The organism is Synechococcus sp. GFB01 (assembly GCF_001039265.1).
In the GTDB taxonomy this organism is placed as follows: Bacteria; Cyanobacteriota; Cyanobacteriia; order PCC-6307; family Cyanobiaceae; genus NIES-981.
In genome coordinates, this window is the sequence record NZ_LFEK01000029.1 from 1 (window position 1) to 24,081 (window position 24,081).

Below are 24,081 nucleotides of genomic sequence, written 5' to 3' on the forward strand. Positions count from 1 at the left end.
CCTTCCACACTCACCCGGCCGGATGCCATCGCCTCCAGCAGGGCGCTCTGGGTGCGGGGACTGGCCCGGTTGATCTCATCGGCCAGCAGCACCTGGCTGAAGATCGGCCCAGGTTGGAAGTGGAAGCTGGCGCTGGCCGGATCGAACACGTTGATGCCGGTGAGATCGGCAGGCAGCAGGTCGCTGGTGAAGCTCACCCGCTTGAAGTCGAGCGCGAAGGCACGCGCCAGGACCTCGGCGAGGGTGGTCTTGCCCATGCCGGGCAGGTCTTCGATCAGCAGGTGGCCCCGGGCCAGCAGACAGGCCAGAGCCAGCCTGATCTGGTGCTCCTTGCCCAGCAGCACCCGGCCAAGGGCCACAACGAGGGCCTGAAGCTGCGCGGCGGCCACCTTGTGACTCCGAACGGCTCGATTGTGGCGAGCCGCGCCATACGCTGCAGCCATGGCCCGCCCCACGCTCCACGGCGGCAACCGTGCCGCCGCCGCCCGTCGGCTGGGCTGCCGTCCGCAGGCGATCCTCGACGCCAGCGCCTCGCTGGTGCCCTTCGGCCCGCCTCTGAGCCTGCGGCTGCGTCTGGCGCTGCCGGCCGCCCCCTGGCGCGACTATCCCGATCGCCAGCACACCCTGCTGCGCGGGGTGATCGCCACGCTGCACGGGCTGGATCCCGCCTGGGTGCTGCCGGGCAACGGTGCCGCCGAGCTGTTCACCTGGGCCGGGCGTGACGCCGCCGCGGCCGGCGTGAGCCTGCTGCCCCAGCCCGCTTCGCCGATTACAGCCGCGCCCTGGCCTGCTGGGGTGGCGCCAGTCGGGCCCTGCCGCTGCCGCTCACCTGGAGCGGCGCCTTCCCCCAGGCGTTTCCCGAGCCGGGGGAGGCTGCGGTGCTGTGGATCACCAACCCCCACAACCCCACCGGCCAGCTCTGGAGCCGGGATTCGCTGACAGCGCTGCTGGAGCGCTTCGCGCTGGTGATCTGCGATGAGGCCTTTCTGCCCCTGGTGCCGGATGGGGAGAGTGAATCGCTGATCCCGCTGCTGGCCAGCCAGCCCAACCTGGTGGTGATCCGCAGCCTCACCAAACTCCATGGCCTGGCCGGGCTGCGGCTCGGCTACGCGCTCGCCCGGCCGGAAAGGCTGGCCCGCTGGGCCCGCTGGCGCGACCCCTGGCCGTTGAACGGACTGGCCGCCGCCGCCGGGGAGCGGCTGCTGGCTGATCCCCACCGCCACCGACGCTGGTGTGAGCGCGTGCAACGGTGGAGTGCCCGCGAGGGCGACTGGATGCAGCGGCGGCTGGCCGGGCTGGCCGGGCTGGAACCACTGCCCTCCGCCGCCAACTTCCTGCTGATCCGCGGCGAGCGCCCCCTGCAGGAACTGCGAGAGGGTCTGGAGCGACGCAATCGCATCCTGCTGCGCGACTGCCGCTCCTTCGCCGGCCTCGACGAGCACTGGCTGCGGATCGGCCTGCAGAACCGCAGCGGCAACCGAAGGCTGCTGCGTGCCCTGCATGGGGAGCTCAACCGCTGAGCTCCGCCAGGCTTTCGAGCAGCCGGGCCAGCCGCTGATCGGCATCCCGCACCGCCAGCCGCTCCATGCCGCTGCGGAGGCGTCGCAGAGGATCGACGGCGGGATCACAGCCGCGCAGGCGCGGTCCCAGCAACCGCCAGAGGGTGCGCGCCAGGACCGGTGAGCTGGGCTCGTGCTGCTCCACGATCACCGCGGCACCGAGAGATGCGGCGGCCGCCGCATTGGCGTGCTGGTGATGATCGGCGGCGGCTGGATAGGGCACCAGCACCGCCGGCAGACCGGTCACGGCCAGCTCGCTGAGGGCACCGGCACCGCTCCGACTGACCGCCAGATCGGCGTGCTGCAGCAGTCCGGCCATGTCCTCGCAGAAGCGACGCTCCACCACGCCCACCGGCAGGGAAGCACCGGCCTCGGGATCGCTGGAGCCGGTGATGTGAACCACGCGCACCCCCGCGGCGGCCAGCCGGGGCAGCAGCGGACGCAGCATGCGGTTCAGGCCCACCGCCCCCTGGCTGCCCCCCATCGCCACCAGCAGCGGTCCGGGCCCGGGCGGCAGCCAGTCCTGAGGGGAAGCGGGCTCGAGAAAGGCGCGGCGCACCGGAGTGCCGCTGACCAGGGGCCGACAGCCCGGCAGCCGCTCGGCCGCCTCCGGCAGGCCCAGCGCCACCCGCGTGCACAGCCGCCCCAGCAGCCGCGTGACCCGCCCGGGGATGGCATTGCTCTCGTGCAGCACCACCGGCACGCCACACCAGCGGGCCGCCAGCACCGCCGGGGCAGCGATGTAACCCCCGGTGGTGAACACGAGTGTGATCCGCTCGCGCCGCAGCAGGCGGCGCACCGAGACCGTGGCGCCGAGCAGCCGGAGCAGGTTCAGAAGCCGGCGCAGGCCGCGCCCCTGCAGACCCCCGGCACGCACCGTGTGCAGCGGATAGCGGCTGGGCACCAGCTGGCGCTCCAGTCGATCCGGCACTCCCAGCCACTGCACCTGCCAGTGGGGCGGCAGAGCCTCGGCCACCGCCAGGGCAGGGAACAGATGGCCGCCGGTGCCGCTGGCGGCGATCAGGAGCCTGGGCATGGGCGGCCGGAGGGGCAGCGCCATTCAACGACGTGCGTCAGAACCGCATGGTGGTGTTGAGGAGCACCCCGTCGGCATTGAAACCGGCGCTGAAACCCAGCTNGGGGGAGGTTTCGATGCGACGGAGGTGAACAGCTGCTGACCGGAGAGCGTGATGTCGCCGAAGCTGGGGGCCCCGAGGCCCACGTTGAGGTGCAGGATCCTGTCGTAGGGCAGGTGGGGCGTCTTCAGACGCCAGGCGGTGGTCAGCACGCCGTACTGGGTGCTCCGGTTGAGTGCGCTGTAGCCGGAATTGGCGGCCGAGAGCCATCCGGCACCGAGGCCGACGCGCAGGTCGGGACCGTTCCAGAGGTCACGGGAGACCTTGAGATCGAGCGTGTTGCCGTAATCGAGGTCGTTGATGCTTGGCACCCCGACCTCGGCCTGGAATCCGAGCAGCCTGGTGGGATCACCGAGGCCGAGGCCTGCATAGAGCGCGCTGTCGCCGGGGTAGCGGGGATCGCTCCGTTCAAACGCCGCCGTAGGCGGTGTTGACCATGTAGTAGCTCCCCTTGCTGAGGGGCAGGAAGGCAGTGGGGAAGGGGTGGCGCAGCGACTGGCCCACCAGCTGCACATTGGGATCGAGTTCGCCGGACTGCTGGCTGCCGAAGCTGCCGTAAGGCCTGATCAACAGATCCTCGGGCTTGAATCCACCGGCGGGTGCACCGCCGGTGCGGCCCGGATTGATGGCGATGGGCGGACCCAGCAGAGCGGCCGGTGGTGGCGGCTCCTCAACCGGCAGCAGCAGGACCTCAAGATCAGGCGCTCCGGGATCCGGCGGCTCAGGCAACAGGAAGGGCGGCGGGGGCATGAGGCCGAGGCCGAGGTCGCCCAACGGCGGCTCAGGATCAACCGGTTCTGCAGGAGGCCCCGCGTCCTCAGAAATGAAGGATTCGGCTAGAGAGTGGGTCGGATAGGCGATAGCAGCAGCCAGCAGCAGAGTTGCCAGCCAAGGACGGCACAGAGATATCGACAGCGGGACAGACGCCATGGGACTTGATTGTCCCGAGCAGGCTAGGAAGATGATTAAAACGCGCCAACCCATCGCGTCAAGGGCCGGCTCAAAAACTGTCCCCCAGCGGGTTGCGCGGGCCAGGCCTGCAATTTGCCTTTAAGTGCCTTTGAATGCCCGTCTTGATCACGGGCCATTCTCCCATGATCAGCATTCACAAACCCAATCTCGCCCTCGCGGCCCTCGCGGCCGCCACGCTCGCCCTCCCACTTGGCGCGTTGGCTCAAACAGGTCGAGGCACCCCTGGGGGGCCTCAACAGAAATCACCTGTTTTCAACGACCTGGGCACTCTCTCGACCAACGGCAAAGGCACTCCTGGAGGACCTCAACAGAAATCACCTGTTTTCAACGACCTGGGCACTCTCTCCACCGACGGCAAAGGGACTCCGGGCGGCCCGCAACAAAAATCACCTGTTTTCCGGTAACTACCCCACATCNTTTTTTGGTTGCAGCCCCCGCTAACACGGGGGTTTTTCATGCCCAGCAGCGAGCTGCGGCCACGCCACATAGCCTGGGGGGAATACCGGCAGCCCTGATGCAGCCCCTTCGGTCCCGGCTCCTGCCACGCCTCGCCACCACCCTCACAGCCCTGGCCCTGTTGCTTCCGGCATGGCTGACCGCCCCCGCACTAGCTGCCCAGCCCAGCGCCGCCCAGCTGAAGGCGCTGGAGGCCGCCCTCAACGGCGAGGGCGATCTGGAAGCCCTGCTGGAGAGCGGTCCGGGACTGGATCCGCAGCGCGAACTGGTGCAGCGCCGCGCCCTGCTCGCGGCATTCCCCGACGCCCGCTGGAGCCTCAGCCCCGGACAACCGCTGCGGGATGGCCGCGCCACCGTGCAGCTGCGGGTTACCGGCAGCCGCCAGGAGGGCTCGATCCGCTACCGCCTGGAAGCGAGCCAGCTGTTGCTGCTCAGCAGCGACGGCCGCCGCGTCAACGGCCAGACGGTGCTGCGTGAGCAGTCGCTGCTGCGCAGCGGCGACACCGACCTGCCGGTGACTCTGCAGGTTCCCGACACGGTGCTCACCGGCCAGCGCTACGACGTGGATCTGGTGCTCGACGAGCCGCTCGACGGCGCCCTGGTGGCGGGCGGCATCAGCGCCATCAACCCTCAGCAGCGCCTCAGCCAGGCCAACCCCAGCATCGACCTGGCGCCCTCGGCGGTGGCGGGCTGTTCAAGACAGTGCAGGCCCCCTTCGGTCCCGGCGAGCAGACCTGGGCCATGCTGCTCGTGCATCCCCGCGGCGTGGTGAGCGCCACCAAGCTGGTGCGCGTGGTCGCCGACAAGGCCCAGCTCAACCCCTGAAGCTGCCACACGGGAGGGCCTAACGCAGATCGCCCGGCACCAGATAGCCCTTGCCGCCGCGGTCCAGCCGATCGAAGTGGCGCTGCAGGTAGGGGTTGGGGCGCACCTCGCCACGATCGAGGCGACCATCGGCGTCGCGATCGAGCTGATGGAACAGCTGCTGCAGTCGCTGCTGATAGACCTCAAGCTCATCGGCCGCCCGCCCCGGCAGCGGCGCACCGGTGAGCAGCAGCAGGCCGGCGGCCAGCACGGCAACCGCCGTGACGATCGGCTCGGGGAACTTGAGCATGCCCCGAGGCTATGCATCCCGCCCCACCCCAGTGTTGCCAGAGACCGGCAAGCTGTGACCAGATCTTTCCGGCGCAGGGCAGCGATGGCCTCAGGGCAGCACATCTGGGTGGTCGATGACGACCCCGAACTGCGACGCCTCGTGGGCACCTACCTGATCGATCAGGCTACGACGTGCGCTGCCTGGCCAACGGTGAACAGCTGATGGCGCGCCTGGCCGGGCAACGGCCCGATCTCGTGGTGCTCGACCTGATGCTGCCGGGCGATGACGGCCTCACCCTGCTGCGGCGCCTGCGCGACGCCGGCGACGACCTGCCGGTGGTGATGCTCACCGCCAAGGGCGATGCCGTGGACCGGATCATCGGGCTGGAGCAGGGCGCCGACGACTACCTGGCCAAGCCGTTTCTGCCGCGCGAACTCACCGCCCGCATCGAGGCGGTGCTGCGCCGCCGCGTCGCCCTGCCCGCCGGCACACCCCTGGCGTCAGGGGAGCAGATCCCGATCGGCGAGCTGATCCTGGATCTGGGGGCCCGCACCCTCGCCAAGGACGAACGGGTGACCGTGCTCACATCCGGCGAATTCGCCCTGCTCGCCGCCTTCGTGCAGCACCCGCACCGCCCCCTGTCGCGGGAGCGGCTGGTGGAACTGGCCCGCGGGCCAGGCTCCGTCACCGACAGCCGCAGCATGGATGTGCAGGTGTCCCGGCTGCGCAGGCTGGTGGAGCCCGATCCCAGCCGCCCCCGCTACCTCCAGACAGTGTGGGGTTATGGCTACGTGTTCGTGCCCGATGGCCAGCCTCGCAGCCGTTAGATACGGGCTGGTGGGGCTGGGGGTGGCTCTGCTGAGCACCGCCCAGCTGCAGCTGCTGCAGGCCAAGCGACTGCAGCGGGCCCGCATCGCCCAACTCGGGGCGGAGGTGCTGTTTCAGGTGCGCCTGGGGGAGCTGGCTCTCGACCGGCTGCCGCCGACGGCCCTGGCCCGGCTCAGCGGGCTGCCGCTGCGGCAGGGGAGCATTCCGCCCACGCGCCGGGACCGGGTGCTGGCACGCCAGGGTCGGCTGCTGCGGGAGGAGCTCTGCCGCCGGCTGGAACCCTGTCCCAGGGTGCTGCCGGCCGCCGGCCCGCAGCGGGGGGTGTGGGTCGAGCTGCTGGCACCGCTGGAGCCGGTGTGGCTGCTGGTGCCGATCCCGCCGGCCCGACCCTGGCCGCCGGATCCCTGGCTGCTGCTGGTGGGCCTGGGGCTGGGGAGCGGTGTTGGGCTGCTGCTCTACCTGGGGCTGGAGGTGCAGCGCCCGCTGCAGCGGCTGCAGCTGGCCCTTGCTGCAGTGGGTGCCGGCCAGGGTCCGGCGGAGCCCCTGCCCCAGCGCGGCACCATGGCGGTGCGCCAGCTCACCGACCGCTTCAACGCCATGGTGCGGCGTCTGAAGGCCTCCGAACAGGAGCGGGCGGTGATGCTGGCCGGCATCGCCCACGACCTCAAGAGCCCGCTCACCCGGCTGCGCTTCCGGCTCAGCCTGGCCGGCCTGGCCGGCACGGATCTCCAGCAGGCCGAGGCCGACCTGGCGGCGCTGGAGCGGATCACGGCACAGTTCCTGCTGTTCGCCGGGGGCGGCGACAGCGAGCCGGCGGTGGCGGTGCCGCTGGATCAGCTGCTGGCGGAGCAGGCGGCGGGGCTCGATGCCGAGGCGCTGGCCCTCGATCTCGAACCGCTGGAGCGCGTGGTGCAGCCCGTGGCCCTGGCCAGGGCGGTGACCAACCTGATCGACAACGCCCGCCAGTACGGCGCACCTCCACTGCGCCTGGAACTGCGTGCCGCCGAACCCGCCGGCCAGGGATTTCGCATCGAGCTCTGGGATGGGGGTCCGGGTATTCCGGCCGAACACTGGGAGCAGGCACTGCTGGCCTTCCAGCGGCTCGATGCCGCCCGGGGTGGCAGTGGCCACTGCGGCCTGGGTCTGGCGATCGCCGCGCGGGTGGCCCGGGCCCACGGTGGCGGGCTGGAGCGTCTGGACGGCGCCGGCCGGCGCGACGGCTGCCGCTTCGGGATCGCTCTGTGGGGAGCGTCGAGAAGCCAGTCGCAGCAATGAATCCGACGATTCGTTGAAGGGGCTGTCGGATTTGGTCACAGGTTGGCTGCGGCTGGGTTGCACTTCCGTCGTCAGGCCGCCGCACAGTGCAGGCGTGGCAGCCCCCGGGCTGCGATCCATCCCCCACCTCCGTTCCATGACCTCCCCATCACCCAACCGCCTCGCCCTGCTGCTGGGCCTGGTTGGCAGCGCCGCGATCAGCGGCGGGGCCGCCCTCGCCGCCCCCTGGATCCCCCCCCTGGAGCAGCACCGCGACTGGCTGCAGGCCCAGCGCAGCTGGGCCGATCAGTCGTACCGGCAGACCCAGCGACGCCTCGACCGGCTGGAGACCTGCCTGCAATGGGCCCGCCGCCCCAGGGATGAAGAGCGCTGCCTGAGCCGCGACCAGGAGGCCCGCGAGCGGCAGTGGCAGCGCGATCAGCAGGAGTGGCAGGCCCTGGTTGAACGCCGTGGCGCCACCTCCTGGGTCCCCTGGCGACCCGGCTTCTGACCCACCTTCTCTTCTGGAGATTCCCGATGCGTACCGCTCTGCTTCCCCTGGCGCTGCTCGCCCTGAGCCTGCCGGTGCCAGCGCTGGCCTATCCGAACACCTACCAGCGCACCACGATCGAAACCTATGGACCCGCACCCGGACCCAACCCTGTGCCGGTGCGGTCCTACGGCTATGGCTATGGCTCCGACCCGGGCTACACACCCGGATATGGCTACAACCCTGGTTATGGCTACAACCCCGGTTATGGCTATGGCCCCGGCGTGGGCTACGGCTATCCGCTGGCCGCCGCCCCCCCGCCGCCCTACAACCCCGGCCCCGCCGCCAGCTGCAACCTCACGACAGCGCTGGTGGGAGCTGCCGTAGGCGGCACCCTCGGTGCGGCTCTGGCGCCCAACTGGCGCAATCGCCGCTGGGCGCTGCCGCTGGGCGCTGCCGTCGGGGGCATCGCGGGCGGTGCCATCTCGGGCTGCTGAGCTCGATCAGCCAGCCGCCTGGAACCAGCGGGCCAGGGCCGACACGTCGTAGTCGCCATGGCCCGCCGCCAGCAGTTCATCTTCCAGGGCCGCCACCAGGCGGCTGAGCGGCAGCTCCAGGCCGGCCGCCTCGGCAGCCGCCAGGGCGATGGCCAGATCCTTGCGGTGCAGGGCCAGGCGGAAGCCCAGCGGGAACTCCCCCTGAAGCATGTTGGCGGCCCGGTTGCGGAGGGCCCAGGATCCGGCTGCACCAGCGGCGAGTGCCTCGCACACCTGGGCCATCGGCAGACCCAGCCTCACTCCCAGAGCCATCGCCTCGGCCACCGCGGCATAGCTGCCCGCCACCAGCACCTGGTTCACCGCCTTGGCCTGCTGACCCGAGCCCACCGGGCCCAGATGGCTGATGCGGCTGCCCACCACCTCCAGCAACGACCGGGCCCGCTCCAGATCCTCCGTCGAGCCCCCCACCAGCACCGAGAGGGTGCCGGCCCTGGCCCCCTCGGTGCCGCCGGTCACCGGGGCATCGAGATAGCTCMCCCCCTGGCTGGCCAGCGCGCCGCCATCGCCTGGCTGGTGGCCGGGGCGATCGTGGAGAAATCGATCACCACCGTCCCGGCCGCCAGGCCGTGGACAGCCCCCGCGCCGCCGAAGAGCACCGCCTCGGCGGCGCGGTCATCGCTCACGCAGAGGCAGAGCAGCTCGGAACCTGCGGCGGCCTCGGCCGGGCTGGCCGCCGCCTGCGCGCCGAGCGCCAGCAAGGGCCCCTCCTTGCCACGACTGCGGTTGTGGACCGTGAGCGGGAAGCCTGCCGCCAGCAGGTTGGAGACCATCGGCGCCCCAAGAGCTCCCAGGCCGATCCAGGCCACCCGGGGCCTGTCAGATCCGGTCACAGTTTCGGCGGAACTGGTCACACTGACCTCGAACGAAGCCCCCACGATGGAACCGTTGCAATCCTGATGCCCCATGCGCACCCTTGACCGAACACCTGCTCCCCGCCGGGCCCTGGTGATCACCGGCGCCCTGCTGACCCTCTGCGCGGGGCTGGCCCATGCCGAGGAATCGTGGGGAGGCCGGGATCCCCAGCGCCGTGACGCCATGCTGCGGGAGCGGGCCGAAGCGATGAGCCGGCTGAGCAGCCGCCAGCGCCAGGACTACTTCGCGGCGCTGCGCTCGATCGAGCAGCGCGAATCGAGCGCCCGGCTGGATCAGCTCACCCAGGCCGAACGCTGCCTGGAGAAGGCCAGCGGGGTGCCGGCCGTGGAGACCTGCCAGCGCAGCCTCCAGGACCAGAACCGCCAGCTGCGCCTCCAGCGGATGGCTGAGCTGCGCGATCTGCAGGGCCGCTTCGGCCTGCCCGGCTGGCAGCCCCGTCAGCGTCGGCAGGGGGCCTGATCAGGCTTCGTCAAGAGCGGCCACACCGGGCAGCACCTTGCCCTCGAGCAGCTCGAGGCTGGCACCACCGCCGGTGGAGATGTGGCTCATCTTCTCGGCCACGCCCACCTTCTCCACGGCAGCCACCGAGTCGCCGCCACCGATGATGGTGATGGTGCCCTTGGCGCTCAGCTCGGCAAGGGTGTGGGCGATGGCATTGGTGCCGGCGGCGAACTTGTCGAACTCGAACACGCCCATGGGGCCGTTCCAGATCACGGTCTGGCAATCGGCCAGGGCGTCCTGAAAGAGCTTCACCGAGTCGGGGCCGATGTCGAGGCCCATCCAGCCATCGGGGATGGCGTCGATCCTGGCGATCTGACTGTTGGCGTCCGGCTTGAAGTCGTCAGCCAGCACCACATCGGTGGGCAGCAGCATCTGGACCCCCTTGGCGGCCGCCTTGGCCTCCAGCTCGCGGGCCAGATCGAGCTTGTCCTCCTCCACCAGGCTCTTGCCCACTGACAGGCCGCGGGCCTTGTAGAAGGTGAAGATCATGCCGCCGCCGATCAGGATCTTGTCGCACTTGTCGATCAGGGCCTCGAGCACGCCGATCTTGCTGCTCACCTTGGAACCGCCCACGATCGCCGCCAGCGGACGCTTGGGATTGTCGATCGCCCCCTGCAGGTAGGCCAGCTCCTTCTCCATCAGGTGGCCGGCTACGTTGGGGCTGAGGAACTTGGTGACCCCTTCGGTGGAGGCGTGGGCGCGGTGGGCGGCGCCGAAGGCGTCGTTCACATACACCTCAGCCAGCGATGCCAGTTTCCTGGCGAACTCGGCATCGTTCTTCTCCTCCTCGGCGAAGAAGCGCACGTTCTCGAGCAGCACCACACCGCCCTCCTCCAGGGCCGCCACCTTGGCCTCGGCGTCGGGGCCGATGCAGCTGTCGGTCTTCTCCACGGGCACGCCCAGCAGATCGCTGAGGCGGGCGGCCACCTGGGTGAGGCGCATCCCCTCGTTCACCTGCCCCTTGGGCCTGCCGTAGTGGGCCGCCAGGATCACCCTGGCGCCGTTGTCGCGCAGGTGGGCGATGGTGGGCAGCGCAGCCCGGATGCGGGTGTCGTCTGTGATCGCTCCGGTGTCATCCTGGGGCACGTTGAAGTCGACCCGCACCAACACGCGTTTGCCGCGAAGCTCGGCACTGCCGAGGCTGGCCAGGGATCGCTTCGCCATGGGATGACTCCAGGGGTGAGAAACGGGCGGGAGCTTAGCCCGGCAGCCTGCACCCTCCCTCCAACGGGCTGGCGGGAACCCGCCGGCAGGCCGTCTGGCCAGCGACGGCGCGGGACTTCAGACTGAAGCACCAGCAGGATGAGCCCCGTCGCGGCAACCCATGTTCAACACCGTGCTGTTCCCCATCGACCAGAGCCGCCAGGCCGTGGAAACCGCGGCGGTGGCGCTGCGGCTCGCCCAGGAACACGGCAGCCGTCTGGTGCTGCTGTCGGTCGTGGAGCCTGGGCAGGACGCCGGCGCCGTGGCCGAGTTGCTGGAGCAGGCGCGGCAGCGCTTCTCGGAGGCCGGCATGGCCTGTGAGGTGATCGAGCGGGAGGGCAAACCGGCCTTCGTGATCGGCGATGTGGCCGACGAGATCAATGCCGACGTGATCGTGATGGGCACCCGCGGCATCGCCATCGAGACCGACCAGCAGAGCACCGCCGCGCGGGTGATCCAGCTGTCGCCCTGCCCGGTGCTGGTGGTGCCCTGATGCCGGTGCCGGCTCCGCAGCTGAGCGACAACGCCCCGGCGATCCAGTGGTATCCGGGCCACATCGCCAAGGCCGAGAAGGCCCTCCGCGAGGCCCTGGCCAAGGTGGACCTGGTGATCGAAGTGCGCGACGCCCGCATCCCGCTGGCCACCGGCCATCCACGTTTGCAGCGCTGGATGACCGGCAAGCACCACCTGCTGGCGCTCAACCGCCGCGACATGGTGCCGGCGGCGGCTCGTGAAGCCTGGGACGGCTGGTTTCGCGAGCGGGGCCAGCCGGTGTGGTGGTGCGACGCCAAGGTCGGCACCGGCGTGAAGCAGCTGCAGCAGGCCGCCATCCGCGCCGGCGACGCCCTCAACGCGCGGCGCCGGGAGCGGGGCATGCGGCCGCGGCCGGTGCGGGCGCTGATGCTGGGCTTTCCGAATGTGGGCAAGTCGGCCCTGATCAACCGGCTGGTGCGCCAGAAGGTGGTGGAGAGCGCTCGCCGCGCCGGCGTCACCCGCAGTCTGCGCTGGGTTCGCCTCGGCCAGGAGCTCGACCTCCTCGACGCCCCCGGCGTGCTGCCGCCCCGGCTCGACGACCAGCAGGCCGGCCTGCTGCTGGCCCTCTGCGACGACATCGGCCAGGCCGCCTACGACAGCGAAGCCGTGGCGCTGGCCTTCCTGGCGCTGCTGTCTCGGCTCGAGGCGAGCCCGGAGTCCGGTGCGTCGGTCGGGCTGCTGGAGCAGCGCTATGGCAACCCTCTGGACGATTTGCCCACCGGCGAGCCAGACAGCGAGGGCTGGCTGGCGGCCGCCGCGGCGCGCCACACCAGCGGCGACACCCTACGCATGGCCACAAAGCTGCTCGATGACTTCCGCTGCAGCCGACTGGGCGCCATCGCCCTCGAACTGCCGGGTCCGCTCCTGGCAGCCTGAATCCCGACGGAGCAGCCCCCAGATCTGCTCAGACAAAGGTGACCCAGACAAGGGAGTTACTGCTGCTCGAGAAGAAGTTGAGCCCGCTGCCGCTGATGGGGGAACCCTCCAGCCGGGCGATCAGTTCATCGGCAGCCGTGAAACTTGTGTCGCCATTGCTGAGGAAGATCTCGGTGTAGGCAACGCCGCTGACCGTGGCATTGCGATACAGGTAATTCGTGTTCGTCTTTAGCTGCAGCTTGTCTGCCTCGACCAGCTTGAAATCCTTGATCAGGGCGTAGTCGTTGAGGCCTTGGTTCCTGCTGTTGCCGTCGTTGTAGAAGCCGCCTCGAGAGTCTGCAAGGAGGAAGGTGTCACCAGCCCCACGACCTGTGAGGGTGTCGATCTGGCCCTTACCCATCGATGCACCATTGGTGCCGGTGGCCGGCACGCCCGCCAGCTGATCGGGCGCGTTGCTACCCGTAATGGTGTCACTGGCCGTGGTGCCCCAGAGCACTTGCGGCTGATCCGGCAGGGGAGCCTGGGAGGTGTCATTCACCACGACCGAGGCCGAGCTGAGCACGGCCGTGCTGGTGCTGTCGGCAAAGATTCTCGCCCCCAGGGTCTCCGCACCCTCGGTGAGCTGATCAGCCGCCAGGGTGATGGTGAAGCTGGCCTTGCCGTTGGCATCCACGGTGAAGCTGCCTTGCAGCAGTCCACCCACCACATCGCCCGCAGTGATCCCGGTGCCGCTGAGCTTCCACACCAGGTTGGTATTCGGGGCCACGTTGGTCGTGGTCAGCGAGAAGGTGACGCTGCTTCCCTCATTCGCCGAACTGGCTGAGGCGGAGAGAGTGTAGGAGGAAGCTCCCCGCAGAAGCTGGAGGGAGCGAGAGACATCCAGGCGGCCGCCGGTGCGTGTCTTGCCGTTGAGGTGCTGGTGGCCGCGGTACCATTGAGGAGGGCTTGCAGCAGCTGCTGCCGGGTGGCACTGGGGAAAGCTGCCGCGAGCAAGGCCAAGGAACCGGTGACATGGGGTGTAGCCATGGAGGTGCCGCTGTAGCTGGCATAACCGCCACCGGCCACAGTGGAATTGATGCCGGAGCCGGGTGCACCCAGATCCACCGAAGTGAGCCCGTAACTGGAAAAGCTGGACAGAGCCCCGCCACTGTCGATTGAGGCCACCGCAATCACAGCATCCCAGCCCAGGTCGGTCTGGGTGCTGTAGCCGGATGGGTAGGACAGGGTACTGTCGTTGTTGGCCGAACTGTTGCCAGCCGCTGCAACAAAAAAGTTGCCGACACTGCCTCCATTGCGGATGGCGTTGTAAAGCGTTGAAGAGTATCCGCCGCCACCCCAGGAATTATTGGTGCCGATGTACTGAGCATTGGTGCCATTACGCGAAGTCATATCGGCGTAGTAGTTCACCGCTGACACGGCACCCGAGGTGTAGCCGCCTTGGGGCCCCAGAAACTTCAGAGGCATCAGCTGCACGTCCCAGTTGACGCCAACAACGCCGGTGCCATTGTTGCCAATTCCACCGATCGTGCCGGCCACGTGGGTGCCATGGTTGTCACCATCACTGGCACGGAAGGGGTCATTGGTATTGTTCCAGAAGTCCCAGCCCACCAGGTCATCGCGATAGCCGTTGCCGTCGTTATCGATGCCATCTTCCCAGCGAGGGTCGCTCAGCAAGTCACCAGCGTCGATACGCATGTTGCCATTGTTATCTGTCACAAAGGCAGCATTGCGGCTGTCGTTCAGATCCCAGAAGGTGATCAGGCCATCAGCGTTGCTATCCGTCAGCTGGGAGAAGAAACTGAGCGCGCTGATCTCCCCTGGGTTGAGCCAGATGTTGCGGTAGAGATCGGGGTGGGTGTAGTCGATGCCCTCATCGATCACCCCCACCACAACCGTGCTGCTGCCGGTGTAGCCCGCCGCCCATGCCTGCTCGGCCTGGCTGCCGAACGCGTTGGTTGTGCCATTGCCGCCGGCGGCGGTGGGGCTGTCGCTCGAGTACATGCCCCAGAGGCGACTGCTGGTGGTGTAGTAGGGGTCGTTAGACGTCGCCTGCGTGCCTACCACCCAGTCCAGCTCGCCCAGCTCCACGCCGGGGCGGCTGCTGTAGGCGCGGATGGCCTGTTCCGGCAACATGCCAGGCGGCAGGCTGATCACCTCAACCATCCCCTGGCCGAACTGATGCATCAACCCGCTGTTGATTGTACCCACCACCGTGCCGCCGACGGCTTGTAGAGCGGCCAGCCGTTCTGCGGCGGTGCTGGTGGGGTTCCACTGCACCATGATCTGATTGGACTCAGGGGCCGGTGCCTGACCCCAGGGCGCACCCGGCTTATCGGGCCTGCCAGCGGCCCCACCCATAGCCAGGGTGCCATTCCCTGCCGCCGACGCCAAAGGGAGCCCTTGGGAACGTTGCAGCAGCTCCTCGATGAAGCTGAGGGCCTGCACCAACCCGGCAGGAGGCCAGGAGGGACCCAAGTCCAGCCGATTGCGGTAGGGATACTGACCAGAGAACACATCATCAAGCGCTTCCAGCACGGCTGAAGGCATCGCCAGGGGCTCGCTGGTGGCGACCTGAAAAGGCAACTCGCCCGCCAGAGAGCGGCCCGAACCAGGCAGCTCCTGCTGGAAACGCGCCCAGAACTCAGTGATCTGCTCGCTGAGCGGAGGAATCATCGACAAGGACAGTGAAACCACAGCTCAACGAGCCCATTGCGGCCCTTATAGACACACTGCACCTCACAAGCCACCACCGGCTCGTACGGTCGAAGCCATGGGCGCGACGCAGGGCAAGCCGGGTTTCGGCGATGGTGAAGGCGAGCTGCTGACGCTCACCTACCCCAGACCGCTGCCGATGCGGCTGGATCGCTGGCTGGTGGCGCAACGACCGGAGCAGAGCCGCTCGCGGATCCAGAAGTTCATCGATGCCGGCTACGTGCGCGTCAACGGCGTCACCGGCCGGGCCAAGACTCCCCTGCGCCCGGGCGATGTGGTGGAGCTGTGGATGCCGCCGCCCGAACCGCTGCCCTACCTGGTGCCCCAGCCGATCGCGCTGGATGTGCTCTACGAGGACACGCACCTGATCGTGCTCAACAAGCCGGCCGGCCTCACCGTGCATCCGGCCCCGGGCAACAGAGACGGCACCCTGGTGAACGCTCTGCTGCACCACTGCCCCGATCTGCCGGGCATCGGCGGCGAGCTGCGCCCCGGCATCGTGCACCGGCTCGACAAGGACACCACCGGCTGCATCGTGGTGGCCAAGAGTCAGGAGGCACTGGTGCGGCTTCAGGGCCAGATCCAGAAGCGGATCGCCTCGCGGGAGTATCTGGCCGTGGTGCACGGCCAGCCGCAGGCCGACACCGGCACGATCGTGGGAGCGATCGGCCGCCACCCGGCGGATCGCAAGAAATACGCCGTGGTGCACGACGGCTCCGGCCGCCACGCCTGCACCCACTGGCGCGTGCTGGAGCAGCTCGGCGATTTCGCCCTGCTGCGCTTCAAGCTCGACACCGGCCGCACCCACCAGATCCGGGTGCACTGCGCCCACATCAACCATCCGATCGTGGGAGATCCGGTGTATTCCCGCGCCCGGCGGCTGCCGGTGGCGCTGCCCGGTCAGGCCCTGCATGCGGCGGCGCTGGGCCTGAATCACCCGATCACGGGCGAGCGGATGGCCTTCGAGGCGCCGCTGCCGCCCGCCTTCACGAAACTCCTGGTCGAGCTGCGCCGCCGCCACCAGACTGGGGCCGCCCGTTCAGCGGAGGCGCTCTCGATGGCCGATCAGAACCTTGAGGCCTTCATCGCGGCGGTGCGCCGGGATCCGGCGTTGCAGGCCCAGCTCACCGCCACAGCCGCGGCCGACGCCGACGCGGTGGCGGCGATCGCCCGGGCCGCCGGCTTCGTGGTGCACCCCAACGACCTGGTGCGGCACGCCAACGGCGGCCTGGTGGACTACGTGGAGGAGGATTACTTCCTCAAGCCCCGCTGGTGGGAGCTGGGCGGCTGAGCCGGGCGACGGCGCCACCCCCCGCTCATCACGCTCAGGCCAGCGCCGGCAGCCGCGGACAGGCCTCCACCAGCCGGCGCGTGATCGGCGCCCGGGGGTGGCTCAGCAGCCGCTGTCCGGGGCCCTCCTCCACGATGCGACCACCCTCGAGCACGATCACGCGGTGGCAGAAGCCGCTGGCCACCGCCAGGTCGTGGGTCACGAAGAGAATCCCCAGGCCGAGACGGCTCTGCAGCTCGCGCAGCAGGTCGAGCACCTCGGCCTGCACTTCGGCGTCGAGCATGCTCACGCTCTCGTCGCAGAGCAGCACCTGCGGTTCGAGGATGAGGGCCCGGGCGATCGCCACCCGCTGCTGCTGGCCGCCGGAGAGCTGACGGGGCAGGCGATGCTCGAAGGCCTCCGGCGGGTTGAGCCCCACCGCGGCCAGCAGCTCCCGGGCCCGCGCCTGGGCGGCGGCACGACCCGCCAGCCCGTGGATCAGCAGAGGGTCGGCGATCGCCTCACCCACGCGCATCTGGGGATTGAGGCAGGCCAGCGGATCCTGGAACACCATCTGAATGCCGCGGCGGGCGCGACGCAGGGCCGCACCGCGGAGCCGCTGGAGGTCGACGCCTTCGAAGCGCACGGCACCACCGCGGACTGGCGCGAGGCCCATCAGGCCGCGGCAGAGGGTGCTCTTGCCGCAGCCGGAGGCGCCCACCAGGCCGATCGTTTCACCGCGGTGCAACCGCAGGCTGACGCCATCCACCGCCTTCAGCCAGCGGGGCTGCCAGGGCAGACCCGGCAGGGAATGCCAGCAGCGCAGCGCCTCGATCTCCAGCAGCAGGGGAGTGGCGGCCGGGGCCTCGCTGGCGCTGCCCTCCCGCTGCCGCGCCTTGGCCACCAGGCGCTGGCCCATGGCCGAGCGGGGTGCGGTGAGCAGCTCCCGGGCCGGCGCCTCCTCCACCAGCCGACCCTGATCGAGCACGGCGATGCGGTCGCACCAGCGGCCCGCCAGGGCCAGGTCGTGGCTGATCAGCAGCAGGGCGCTGCCGGCCTGGCGGCAGAGCGCGGTGAGCTCCTCCATCACCTGGGCCGCCACCGCCACATCGAGGCTGGTGGTGGGTTCATCGGCGATCACCAGGGCAGGCTCCAGGGCCATGGCCAGGGCGATCGCCAGGCGCTGGCGCATGCCGCCGCTGAATTCGTGGGGATAGCTGCCGTAGCGGTCCGGGCCGATGCCCACCCGCTCCAGCAGCTGCTCGGCCCGTCGGCGCACCTGAAGGCGCGACCAGGCCGGCCGGTGGGCAGCCAGGGTGTCGGCCAGATGGCCGCCGATGCTGAGCAGCGGATTGAGCCGGGTCATCGGGTCCTGGAAGACCAGCCCCACCGCCTCGCCCCGCAGGCGGCGCAGGGCCGGCCGCCGCAGGGTGCGCGGATCCACCCCGGTGAGCTCCAGGCCACCGCCGCACAGGCTGCCGGGCGGCAGCAGCTGCTGCACGGCGCGTGCCACCGTGCTCTTGCCGCAGCCGGAGGGGCCCACCAGGGCCAGGCTCTCGCCGGCGGCCAGGCGCAGACTCAGACCATCGAGGGTGGCAGCCGGGGCGCCGGGGTAGCGCACCACCAGATCATCGAGGGCCAGCACAGCCTGCTTCGCCTCGCTCATCGGACTCGGACCTCGCACGGTTCGCCCAGCTTGGATCCGAACATCCGCACAGGGCGGCGTCTGTGACCGCCTCCCCATACCATGGATGTACTCCGCAGGGTTGCATGCTCCGAGCGGTTGCCGAACCCGATGCGGCGCGGGACAAACTCGACGCCGTCGCTCAGTCCGTCTCAGTGGCCGGGTCGGCATCAGCGGCTGCGAGCCCATCCGGTGACCGTGCAGTGCGGCCGGCCGACTACGGCATCCCGCTGCCGGAGTGGTTGCAGGCCTGCATCGAGCACGTGCCCCCCGGGGCGGGCGACACCTGCCCCACCGACGCCGAGGCCCTGCTGGCCTCGGCGTTTGATTTTGCGTACCAGCTCCATGAGGGGCAGGTGCGGGCCAGCGGCGAGCCCTACATCTGCCATCCCGTGGCGGTGGCCGACCTGCTGCGTGACATCGGCGCCAGCGCGCCGGTGATCGCCGCCGGTTTCCTGCACGACGTGGTGGAGGACACCGACGTGACCCCGGAGGCGCTGGAGGAGCACTTCGGCGTCGAGGTGCGGGCCCTGGTGGAGGGGGTGACCAAGCTGGGCGGTATCCACTTCACCAACAAGACCGAAGCCCAGGCCGAGAACCTGCGGCGGATGTTCCTGGCGATGGCCAGCGACATCCGCGTGGTGCTGGTGAAGCTGGCCGACCGGCTGCACAACATGCGCACGCTGGGGGCGCTGAAACCCGAGAAGCAGCAGCGCATCGCCCGCGAAACGCGCGAGATCTACGCCCCACTCGCCAACCGGCTCGGGATCGGACGGTTCAAGTGGGAGCTGGAGGACCTGGCCTTCAAGATCCTCGAGCCCGAGGCCTACCGCGACGTGCAGCAGCAGGTGGCCACCAAGCGGAGTGAGCGCGAGGAGCGTCTCGGTGTCACGGTGAACCTGCTGCGGCAGCGGCTGGCGGCGGTGGGGCTGGGGGGGTGCGAGGTGAGCGGGCGGCCGAAGCATCTGTATGGCATCTGGAGCAAGATGCAGCGCCAGCAGAAGGCCTTCCACGAGATCTACGACGTGGCGGCGCTGCGGATCATCTGCCCGGATCTGGAGAGCTGCTATCGCGCCCTGGCGGTGGTGCACGACACCTTCCGGCCGATTCCGGGACGCTTCAAGGACTACATCGGCCTGCCCAAACCCAACGGCTATCAGTCGCTGCACACGGCGGTGATCGGCCGCCACCGGCCGATCGAGGTGCAGATCCGCACGGCCGAGATGCACCGGGTGGCCGAGTTCGGCATCGCCGCCCACTGGAAATACAAGGAGGGGGGCTCACCGGCGGCGCTGGGCGCCGACGCCGAGCGGTTCAACTGGCTGCGCCAGCTGGTCGACTGGCAGAAGGATGGGGTGGGGAGGACAGCAGCGACTTCCTGCGCTCGATCAAGGAGGACCTCTTCGATGAGGAGGTGTTCGTGTTCACCCCGAACGGCGATGTGGTGGGGCTGCGCAAGGGGTCCACGGCGGTCGACTTCGCCTACCGGATCCACTCCGAGGTGGGCAACCACTGCCAGGGGGTGCGCATCAACGACCGCCTCTCTCCGCTGGCCACGCCGCTGCAGAACGGCGACTTCGTGCAGATCCTCACCAGCAAGGCGGCCCATCCCAGCCTCGACTGGCTCAACTTCGTGGCCACCCCCACGGCGCGCAACCGCATCCGCCAGTGGTACAAGAAGAGCCACCGCGAGGAGAACATCCAGCGCGGCACCGCCATGCTGGAACGGGAGCTGGGCCGCGATGGCTTCGATGCCCTGCTGAACGGCGAGGCGATGGCGCGGGTGGCGCGCCGCTGCAATCTGGTGGGCACCGAGGATCTGCTCGCTTCGCTGGGCTTCGGCGGGGTCACGCTCCACCAGGTGCTGAACCGCCTGCGCGAGGAGCTGCGGCTGGCCAGCACGGCGGCCGCGCCGGTGCTGAGCAACGAGGAGCTGGCCCGCTCGGTGACGGCCCAGGCCGAGCAGGCAACCATCCCGGCGCCGGTACGCACAGCTGGCGAGGCCAGCCCGATCCTGGGCCTGGAAGGCCTGGACTACCGGCTGGGAGGCTGCTGCAGCCCACTGCCGGGCGAGCCGATCCTGGGGGCGGTCGCGCTCGGCAACCACGGCATCACCATCCACCGCCAGGACTGCAGCAACGTGAGTCAGGTGCCGGTGGAGCGCCGCCTGCCAGTGCGCTGGAACCCGGCGGCCACCTCCCAGAGCCGCCGCTATCCGGTGCAGCTGCGCATCGAGGTGCTGGATCGGGTAGGAGTGCTCAAGGACATCCTCACCCGCCTCTCAGATCACCGCATCAACGTGAGCGACGCCCGCGTGCGTACCAGCCCGGGCCGGCCGGCGCGCATCGATCTTCGAGTGGAACTGGAGAGCGCCAGTCAGCTGGCCAGCACGATCAACCAGATCCGCTCGATGGCCGACGTTCTCGACATCGCCCGTACTGGCCGGGGCTGAGGCCAGAGCGACCTCAACAGTGACGACAACCGTTTGCAATTCATTAGAAACCAACAGTGCAGGCAGACAACATCGATAGATCAGACAGAAAACGTGCAGTGGAGACCATAGATCTGCTGCATGCCTACAACCAGAAGCTCTTTGAACGAGCCTATGCGGAGATCCTTCTTCCAGCCTTTCCCGAAGAAAATGAAAGGGAATCGCAGCAGAGCATTGCCGAACGCTTGGCATGCAAGCCACCCAGTCCACAACCGCTGACCCATGCTTTCCTTTCCGGCAGGGATCTCAGCAAGCCAGAGCAGGCGGAACTCCTAGCCTTGCTCATTCTGGAAGTTTACAGACGCAGCGGATTGGGGTTGATCACGTATCTGGCTACAAAGCCGAGTCATCAGAAGAGCGGCCTCGGCAAAAACCTCATGGAACGGGCAAGAACCTGCCTGAAGCATTACGACGAGAACTCCTGCCTGATGGCAGAGGCGCACAACCCGCAGATGGTGCAGGCAAGAGAAGACATCCTTGATCCGAACAAACGGCTCAGGATTTTCGGAGGCTTGGGCGCGACGATTGTGCCGATTCGCTATGTTCAACCAAGCCTGTCCATGCGGCAGAAACCATCGCGGAATCTACTTCTGCTTGCCTTTCCTCTATCCAGCACATCGCTCACCGAAGGCCGCCTCATACTGTTTCTAGAAGAATTTTATCAGGCACTCGGCGTGGAAGATCCGACAAAGAATCTGGACTTCAGGCAGATGCTGAAAGATCTTCAGAGCCTGACAAGAGAACCAACGGGCCCTGCTGGTTGGCAGGCGTTGGCCAACTCCTGTGGCTGTGGCCTTGCGCGTATCGTCCGGAAGACAGAGAATGGTTCAATAGAAAGTGGCCTGAACTCCCATGGCGCACAATAGACCTGAGGTCCAGGAGATCAATGCCAATCCAGTCTTTTCATTCAGCGATTTTGCAGTCTCCTTCCATTGCTGGCTGAAACCCAAGAACAGCAGCTGCAGAGTGATCACAGGCGACAGGAGTCATCAGGAGAATGCCTTCACGTCATTTGAACGTGATCTCACAGCTCATATTTTCAGGGACCAAGGCATCATGCGATCAGAGCACTACATTGTGCCAAGTGTTCCAGGCGCGAGCAGCGAGGACAGCGGCTCTGTGATCATCCGCTTTGGACNAAAAGCTTTACTACACAGCAGAAGGTCGACACATGTGCCTGAACTTCAAGGGTCACAGAGNAAAAAAGACTGAGAATCATTAAGAGCATCACAACATTCCCTAATCAACTCGAAAGCGCATCATCAATACAGATCCTGCACGTGACTATGGTTCCAGACCGCGATTTCAGAGATGAGCCGGAATTGAGCCGATTCCGTAGCATACCTAGCAGTGCCACAGCGGAAGAGACAGCCTCATCTTTCAGGCTTTCTGAATACGAACTCATTCAACTGATTAAGCACTGGGAGGGTGGCGAAAGCCTCGAACCCGATTGGACAAGCAGCGACTGTGGCACAGACGCTACCGATGATCACTCNAAAAATCATTCGCATTTCAACTCAGTCGGCGGATCAGCCAACGCAAGAGTCTCCGAACTGGCGTTCGCTGGAGGAGTTCACCCAGACCATCACCACTGAGGACACAGCAGACAACCAAGCCAACTGCGAACCGGTGATGCTATGTGGGACCGTGCAGCTTAACCTGGACAATAGCTGGCAGAGCTTCTTCGCTGACATCAGGAATTACCTCCAAGACCAACAAGAAGAAGCGCGGAGCATAGAAGAAGCCTGCGAAGAGCCCGATTGCATTGACTGCATTCGCGCTTTTGCGGGCATTTTACAGGGAATCATTGACTTTCCCTACATTAAACGGGAAGAACTGAGCGATGTCTTTGAGAACGCACAGATGAATAGCGGCGGCAATTCCAGCTTTCTTGCCCTACATAAAGGCACTCTCTTGTATGCCTCCAACGACTGTCGCCTCAGAGGTCTAGCAGAGGTTCGACAGCACATTGGTGTCAGTCCCTACCTGCTGATTCCACACGCCGTTCTTGCCTATCATGAAGTTTTGATCCATACAGCCAACGAAAAAGCCAACAGCGCACTACTTCATTTTAATGATACAGAAGGCATGCAGAGTCAATCAGATGCAAATAACAGGGCAAGCATCATAAGTCAGCTAGGAAATGTCGAGAATGAGCTGGAGCGGCAACAAGGGCTTGACCTTGAGCTGCAACGACTTTTCAAGCAGCAATGGTTACCGAACATCTTCCATTACCCAACTGAGTCTTGGATTTATGACTATGGACATTCATCAAGAGGTCTCAATAGTGCTCGGCATTCCCTGCTGGATTTATCCCAGTATCTGTTTGCATCGATAAGCACACTACGCTCACGCCTCAACAGAAAGCAACAAGCCATAGAGAATGATTTTCAAGAGGCCATCAAGCGAGGAGGCAGATTAGTTTCTGCCATTGGTCTTTCTGTTGGTTTCGTTGGACTTTGGGTCGCCATGTTTAGTGCCGTCATATCCTCGGCTGCGCTCGGAGTTTCAACCTTTGTAGATGGCGGAAATCTTTGGAAGAATGTAATGCTCACATTCCGCACAGGCATGAAGCCATGGGAGCTAGCCAACCTGCAACCGGTGGAGATCGACATCAATGCCACAAGCGATGCCGTTGACTTTGTAAGCCATATCGTTTCAGACTTTGAGGCTCAAAACTATGGCCAGAATGTCAACGTCAAGGTCGTTCCAATCAATAGCATCAACAGCGACAAATCGGCAGCCGATACTTATTGTTCTCCCACTATAAGGAAGTCCGACTCTGAAAGTGTTTTTATCCTTGCCAGCCTGGAGAATCCGACAGAGAACAATCACTNCCACTTAAGTGGGACAGACTGTCTAAGTTTTCCCATTTTTGATGGGCCAAAGAGACATTACCTCAGTACAGATAAAACAGCCCTAAAGAGCAGCATTGAATTTCAGCGGTTTCTTAGGCACCTCATTAATAAAAGTGGATGGGCAGCTGAGAAAAGCGATGGAATCAAGCCATTGCCAGGCAAGCTCTATCAAGATAACNTAAAACAACTTGAAGCTTCCATTGGCGAATGAACCTGCGCAGCAGCTCTTTTTAACTGTGGGACTACCCACTAATATCTTACNTTTTTAACATCCATTCAGCTGAGCACTTCACATTTTGGGCATGCGTCGACGGATGGCCCTCCCCGCCCGCAGGCTGCATACGCTGTTCCTCGCTGATGGGACATCGAAAGCCTCCAGCGACAGTGTGGGATCAGATCAGCCTTGGCGAATCTCCAGAACGGGGCGACTCCTCAACCAGATTGACGTCGAGCATTCACCTGAAGCAGTTCCGGCAAGCGATCCGCCACCTTGGTCGGCCCACACCCGCTTGGTGCAGTGACCCAAGGCGGANGGGGCGTGTCGGCCACGATGCCCTGGCGTCGTCGGATGCCACAGCGCTGGTGGACCAGCGCCTCAACGGGAGCGACGCCCGCGTGCACACCAGCCAGAACCGGCTGGCCCGCATCGTCCTGCGGGTGGAACTGGAGAGCGCCAGCCAGCTGGCCAGCACGATCAATCAATCAACCAGATCCGCTCGATGGCCGACGTG

The 24,081-nt window shown here is 66.8% G+C and carries 18 protein-coding genes and 5 pseudogenes; 13 read left to right on the plus strand and 10 right to left on the minus strand.

From position 1 onward, the window contains the following. Positions 1–389: MoxR family ATPase (locus SYNGFB01_RS05010; protein ID WP_048017191.1), on the minus strand; the 389-nt coding region annotated here is incomplete at its 3' end. Positions 390–441: 52 nt separating this feature from the next. Between SYNGFB01_RS05010 and SYNGFB01_RS05015 the strand changes: the two are divergent. After that, a pseudogene (locus tag SYNGFB01_RS05015) lies at positions 442–1,520 on the plus strand (histidinol-phosphate transaminase). On the opposite strand, the gene SYNGFB01_RS05020 reads toward SYNGFB01_RS05015, so the two are convergent. Further along, positions 1,510–2,595, minus strand: a complete 1,086-nt coding sequence (locus tag SYNGFB01_RS05020) for a glycosyltransferase (protein WP_048017204.1) — start codon at positions 2,593–2,595, stop codon at positions 1,510–1,512. The pseudogene SYNGFB01_RS05015 and the gene SYNGFB01_RS05020 sit on opposite strands and share 11 nt — an antisense overlap. Positions 2,596–3,103: 508 nt before the next feature. Next, positions 3,104–3,469 carry a hypothetical protein gene (locus SYNGFB01_RS05030; protein ID WP_048017193.1) on the minus strand — a complete coding sequence of 122 codons (366 nt, stop codon included), beginning with the start codon at positions 3,467–3,469 and terminating at the stop codon, positions 3,104–3,106. Between the two features lie 712 nt (positions 3,470–4,181). Between SYNGFB01_RS05030 and SYNGFB01_RS05035 the strand changes: the two genes are divergently transcribed. Continuing rightward, entirely contained in the window at positions 4,182–4,895 is a 714-nt protein-coding gene (locus SYNGFB01_RS05035) for a hypothetical protein (protein WP_235299930.1), read from the plus strand. A 72-nt stretch (positions 4,896–4,967) separates the two neighbouring features. On the opposite strand, the gene SYNGFB01_RS05040 is transcribed toward SYNGFB01_RS05035, so the two are convergent. Continuing rightward, the gene (locus SYNGFB01_RS05040; protein ID WP_048017194.1) at positions 4,968–5,237 is read right to left on the minus strand and encodes a hypothetical protein; all 270 of its coding nucleotides are present in this window, start codon (positions 5,235–5,237) and stop codon (positions 4,968–4,970) included. Between the two features lie 84 nt (positions 5,238–5,321). On the opposite strand from SYNGFB01_RS05040, the pseudogene SYNGFB01_RS05045 reads away from it, so the two are divergent. The 4 genes and pseudogenes from SYNGFB01_RS05045 to SYNGFB01_RS14520 all read left to right on the plus strand — a co-directional run bounded on the left by SYNGFB01_RS05045 (position 5,322) and on the right by SYNGFB01_RS14520 (position 8,288). Further along, positions 5,322–6,046: pseudogene (locus tag SYNGFB01_RS05045) on the plus strand (response regulator). Beyond that, complete coding sequence (locus SYNGFB01_RS05050; protein ID WP_048017195.1) at positions 6,024–7,322, plus strand: ATP-binding protein; 1,299 nt, start codon at positions 6,024–6,026, stop codon at positions 7,320–7,322. Before SYNGFB01_RS05045 ends, SYNGFB01_RS05050 begins: the two are co-directional and overlap by 23 nt. A gap of 136 nt (positions 7,323–7,458) precedes the next feature. Continuing rightward, positions 7,459–7,812, plus strand: a complete 354-nt coding sequence (locus SYNGFB01_RS05055; protein WP_048017196.1) for a hypothetical protein — start codon at positions 7,459–7,461, stop codon at positions 7,810–7,812. 26 nt (positions 7,813–7,838) lie between these two features. Then, positions 7,839–8,288: a glycine zipper 2TM domain-containing protein gene (locus tag SYNGFB01_RS14520; protein ID WP_048017197.1), complete on the plus strand. Its 450-nt coding sequence runs from the start codon at positions 7,839–7,841 to the stop codon at positions 8,286–8,288. Between the two features lie 6 nt (positions 8,289–8,294). On the opposite strand, the gene SYNGFB01_RS16245 is transcribed toward SYNGFB01_RS14520, so the two are convergent. Beyond that, complete coding sequence (locus SYNGFB01_RS16245; RefSeq protein WP_369795483.1) at positions 8,295–8,762, minus strand: NAD(P)-dependent oxidoreductase; 468 nt, start codon at positions 8,760–8,762, stop codon at positions 8,295–8,297. Beyond that, positions 8,739–9,253 (minus strand): annotated as a pseudogene (locus SYNGFB01_RS16250) (NAD(P)-dependent oxidoreductase); the annotation flags it as partial. The pseudogene SYNGFB01_RS16250 and the gene SYNGFB01_RS16245, both read right to left, overlap by 24 nt. Between SYNGFB01_RS16250 and SYNGFB01_RS05070 the strand changes: the two are divergent. Beyond that, a complete protein-coding gene (locus SYNGFB01_RS05070; protein WP_048017198.1) occupies positions 9,252–9,680 on the plus strand; it encodes a hypothetical protein in 429 nt (142 codons plus the stop codon). The pseudogene SYNGFB01_RS16250 and the gene SYNGFB01_RS05070 overlap by 2 nt on opposite strands. On the opposite strand, the gene pgk is transcribed toward SYNGFB01_RS05070, so the two are convergent. Then, the gene (gene pgk / locus SYNGFB01_RS05075; protein WP_048017199.1) at positions 9,681–10,886 is read right to left on the minus strand and encodes a phosphoglycerate kinase; all 1,206 of its coding nucleotides are present in this window, start codon (positions 10,884–10,886) and stop codon (positions 9,681–9,683) included. Between the two features lie 160 nt (positions 10,887–11,046). Between pgk and SYNGFB01_RS05080 the strand changes: the two genes are divergently transcribed. Both SYNGFB01_RS05080 and ylqF read left to right on the plus strand, forming a co-directional pair. Beyond that, positions 11,047–11,418 carry a universal stress protein gene (locus tag SYNGFB01_RS05080; protein ID WP_048017200.1) on the plus strand — a complete coding sequence of 124 codons (372 nt, stop codon included), beginning with the start codon at positions 11,047–11,049 and terminating at the stop codon, positions 11,416–11,418. Next, positions 11,418–12,335: a ribosome biogenesis GTPase YlqF gene (gene ylqF, locus SYNGFB01_RS05085; protein ID WP_048017201.1), complete on the plus strand. Its 918-nt coding sequence runs from the start codon at positions 11,418–11,420 to the stop codon at positions 12,333–12,335. The genes SYNGFB01_RS05080 and ylqF overlap by 1 nt, the downstream gene beginning before the upstream one ends. A gap of 28 nt (positions 12,336–12,363) precedes the next feature. Here ylqF and SYNGFB01_RS12425 read toward each other — a convergent pair whose 3' ends face one another. Both SYNGFB01_RS12425 and SYNGFB01_RS05090 read right to left on the minus strand, forming a co-directional pair. Further along, entirely contained in the window at positions 12,364–13,101 is a 738-nt protein-coding gene (locus SYNGFB01_RS12425; protein WP_053068337.1) for a hypothetical protein, read from the minus strand. An 11-nt stretch (positions 13,102–13,112) separates the two neighbouring features. Beyond that, positions 13,113–15,029, minus strand: coding sequence for a S8 family peptidase (locus tag SYNGFB01_RS05090; RefSeq protein WP_152669540.1), 1,917 nt, complete (start codon positions 15,027–15,029; stop codon positions 13,113–13,115). Between the two features lie 76 nt (positions 15,030–15,105). Between SYNGFB01_RS05090 and SYNGFB01_RS05095 the strand changes: the two are divergent. Beyond that, positions 15,106–16,065, plus strand: a pseudogene (locus SYNGFB01_RS05095) (RluA family pseudouridine synthase); the annotation flags it as partial. 39 nt (positions 16,066–16,104) lie between these two features. Beyond that, a complete protein-coding gene (locus SYNGFB01_RS15270) occupies positions 16,105–16,338 on the plus strand; it encodes a Nif11-like leader peptide family RiPP precursor (protein WP_235299931.1) in 234 nt (77 codons plus the stop codon). Positions 16,339–16,372: 34 nt separating this feature from the next. Here SYNGFB01_RS15270 and SYNGFB01_RS05100 read toward each other — a convergent pair whose 3' ends face one another. Then, entirely contained in the window at positions 16,373–17,983 is a 1,611-nt protein-coding gene (locus SYNGFB01_RS05100) for an ABC transporter ATP-binding protein (protein WP_048017203.1), read from the minus strand. Between the two features lie 104 nt (positions 17,984–18,087). Here SYNGFB01_RS05100 and SYNGFB01_RS05105 point away from each other — a divergent pair. Both SYNGFB01_RS05105 and SYNGFB01_RS14140 read left to right on the plus strand, forming a co-directional pair. Next, a pseudogene (locus SYNGFB01_RS05105) lies at positions 18,088–20,453 on the plus strand (bifunctional (p)ppGpp synthetase/guanosine-3',5'-bis(diphosphate) 3'-pyrophosphohydrolase). 98 nt (positions 20,454–20,551) lie between these two features. Continuing rightward, positions 20,552–21,358, plus strand: coding sequence for a hypothetical protein (locus tag SYNGFB01_RS14140; protein ID WP_152669541.1), 807 nt, complete (start codon positions 20,552–20,554; stop codon positions 21,356–21,358). Positions 21,359–24,081 lie beyond the last annotated feature (2,723 nt).

What these genes read in the sequence shown, in the direction of transcription:
- SYNGFB01_RS05020 (WP_048017204.1), bottom strand. Translation starts at nt 2,595, where the DNA reads ATGCCCAGGCTCCTGATCGCCGCCAGCGGCACCGGCGGCCATCTGTTC.
- SYNGFB01_RS05035 (WP_235299930.1), top strand. Translation starts at nt 4,182, where the DNA reads ATGCAGCCCCTTCGGTCCCGGCTCCTGCCACGCCTCGCCACCACCCTC.
- SYNGFB01_RS05040 (WP_048017194.1), bottom strand. Translation starts at nt 5,237, where the DNA reads ATGCTCAAGTTCCCCGAGCCGATCGTCACGGCGGTTGCCGTGCTGGCC.
- SYNGFB01_RS05050 (WP_048017195.1), top strand. Translation starts at nt 6,024, where the DNA reads ATGGCCAGCCTCGCAGCCGTTAGATACGGGCTGGTGGGGCTGGGGGTG.
- SYNGFB01_RS05055 (WP_048017196.1), top strand. Translation starts at nt 7,459, where the DNA reads ATGACCTCCCCATCACCCAACCGCCTCGCCCTGCTGCTGGGCCTGGTT.
- SYNGFB01_RS14520 (WP_048017197.1), top strand. Translation starts at nt 7,839, where the DNA reads ATGCGTACCGCTCTGCTTCCCCTGGCGCTGCTCGCCCTGAGCCTGCCG.
- SYNGFB01_RS05070 (WP_048017198.1), top strand. Translation starts at nt 9,252, where the DNA reads ATGCGCACCCTTGACCGAACACCTGCTCCCCGCCGGGCCCTGGTGATC.
- pgk (WP_048017199.1), bottom strand. Translation starts at nt 10,886, where the DNA reads ATGGCGAAGCGATCCCTGGCCAGCCTCGGCAGTGCCGAGCTTCGCGGC.
- SYNGFB01_RS05080 (WP_048017200.1), top strand. Translation starts at nt 11,047, where the DNA reads ATGTTCAACACCGTGCTGTTCCCCATCGACCAGAGCCGCCAGGCCGTG.
- ylqF (WP_048017201.1), top strand. Translation starts at nt 11,418, where the DNA reads ATGCCGGTGCCGGCTCCGCAGCTGAGCGACAACGCCCCGGCGATCCAG.
- SYNGFB01_RS15270 (WP_235299931.1), top strand. Translation starts at nt 16,105, where the DNA reads ATGGCCGATCAGAACCTTGAGGCCTTCATCGCGGCGGTGCGCCGGGAT.
- SYNGFB01_RS05100 (WP_048017203.1), bottom strand. Translation starts at nt 17,983, where the DNA reads ATGAGCGAGGCGAAGCAGGCTGTGCTGGCCCTCGATGATCTGGTGGTG.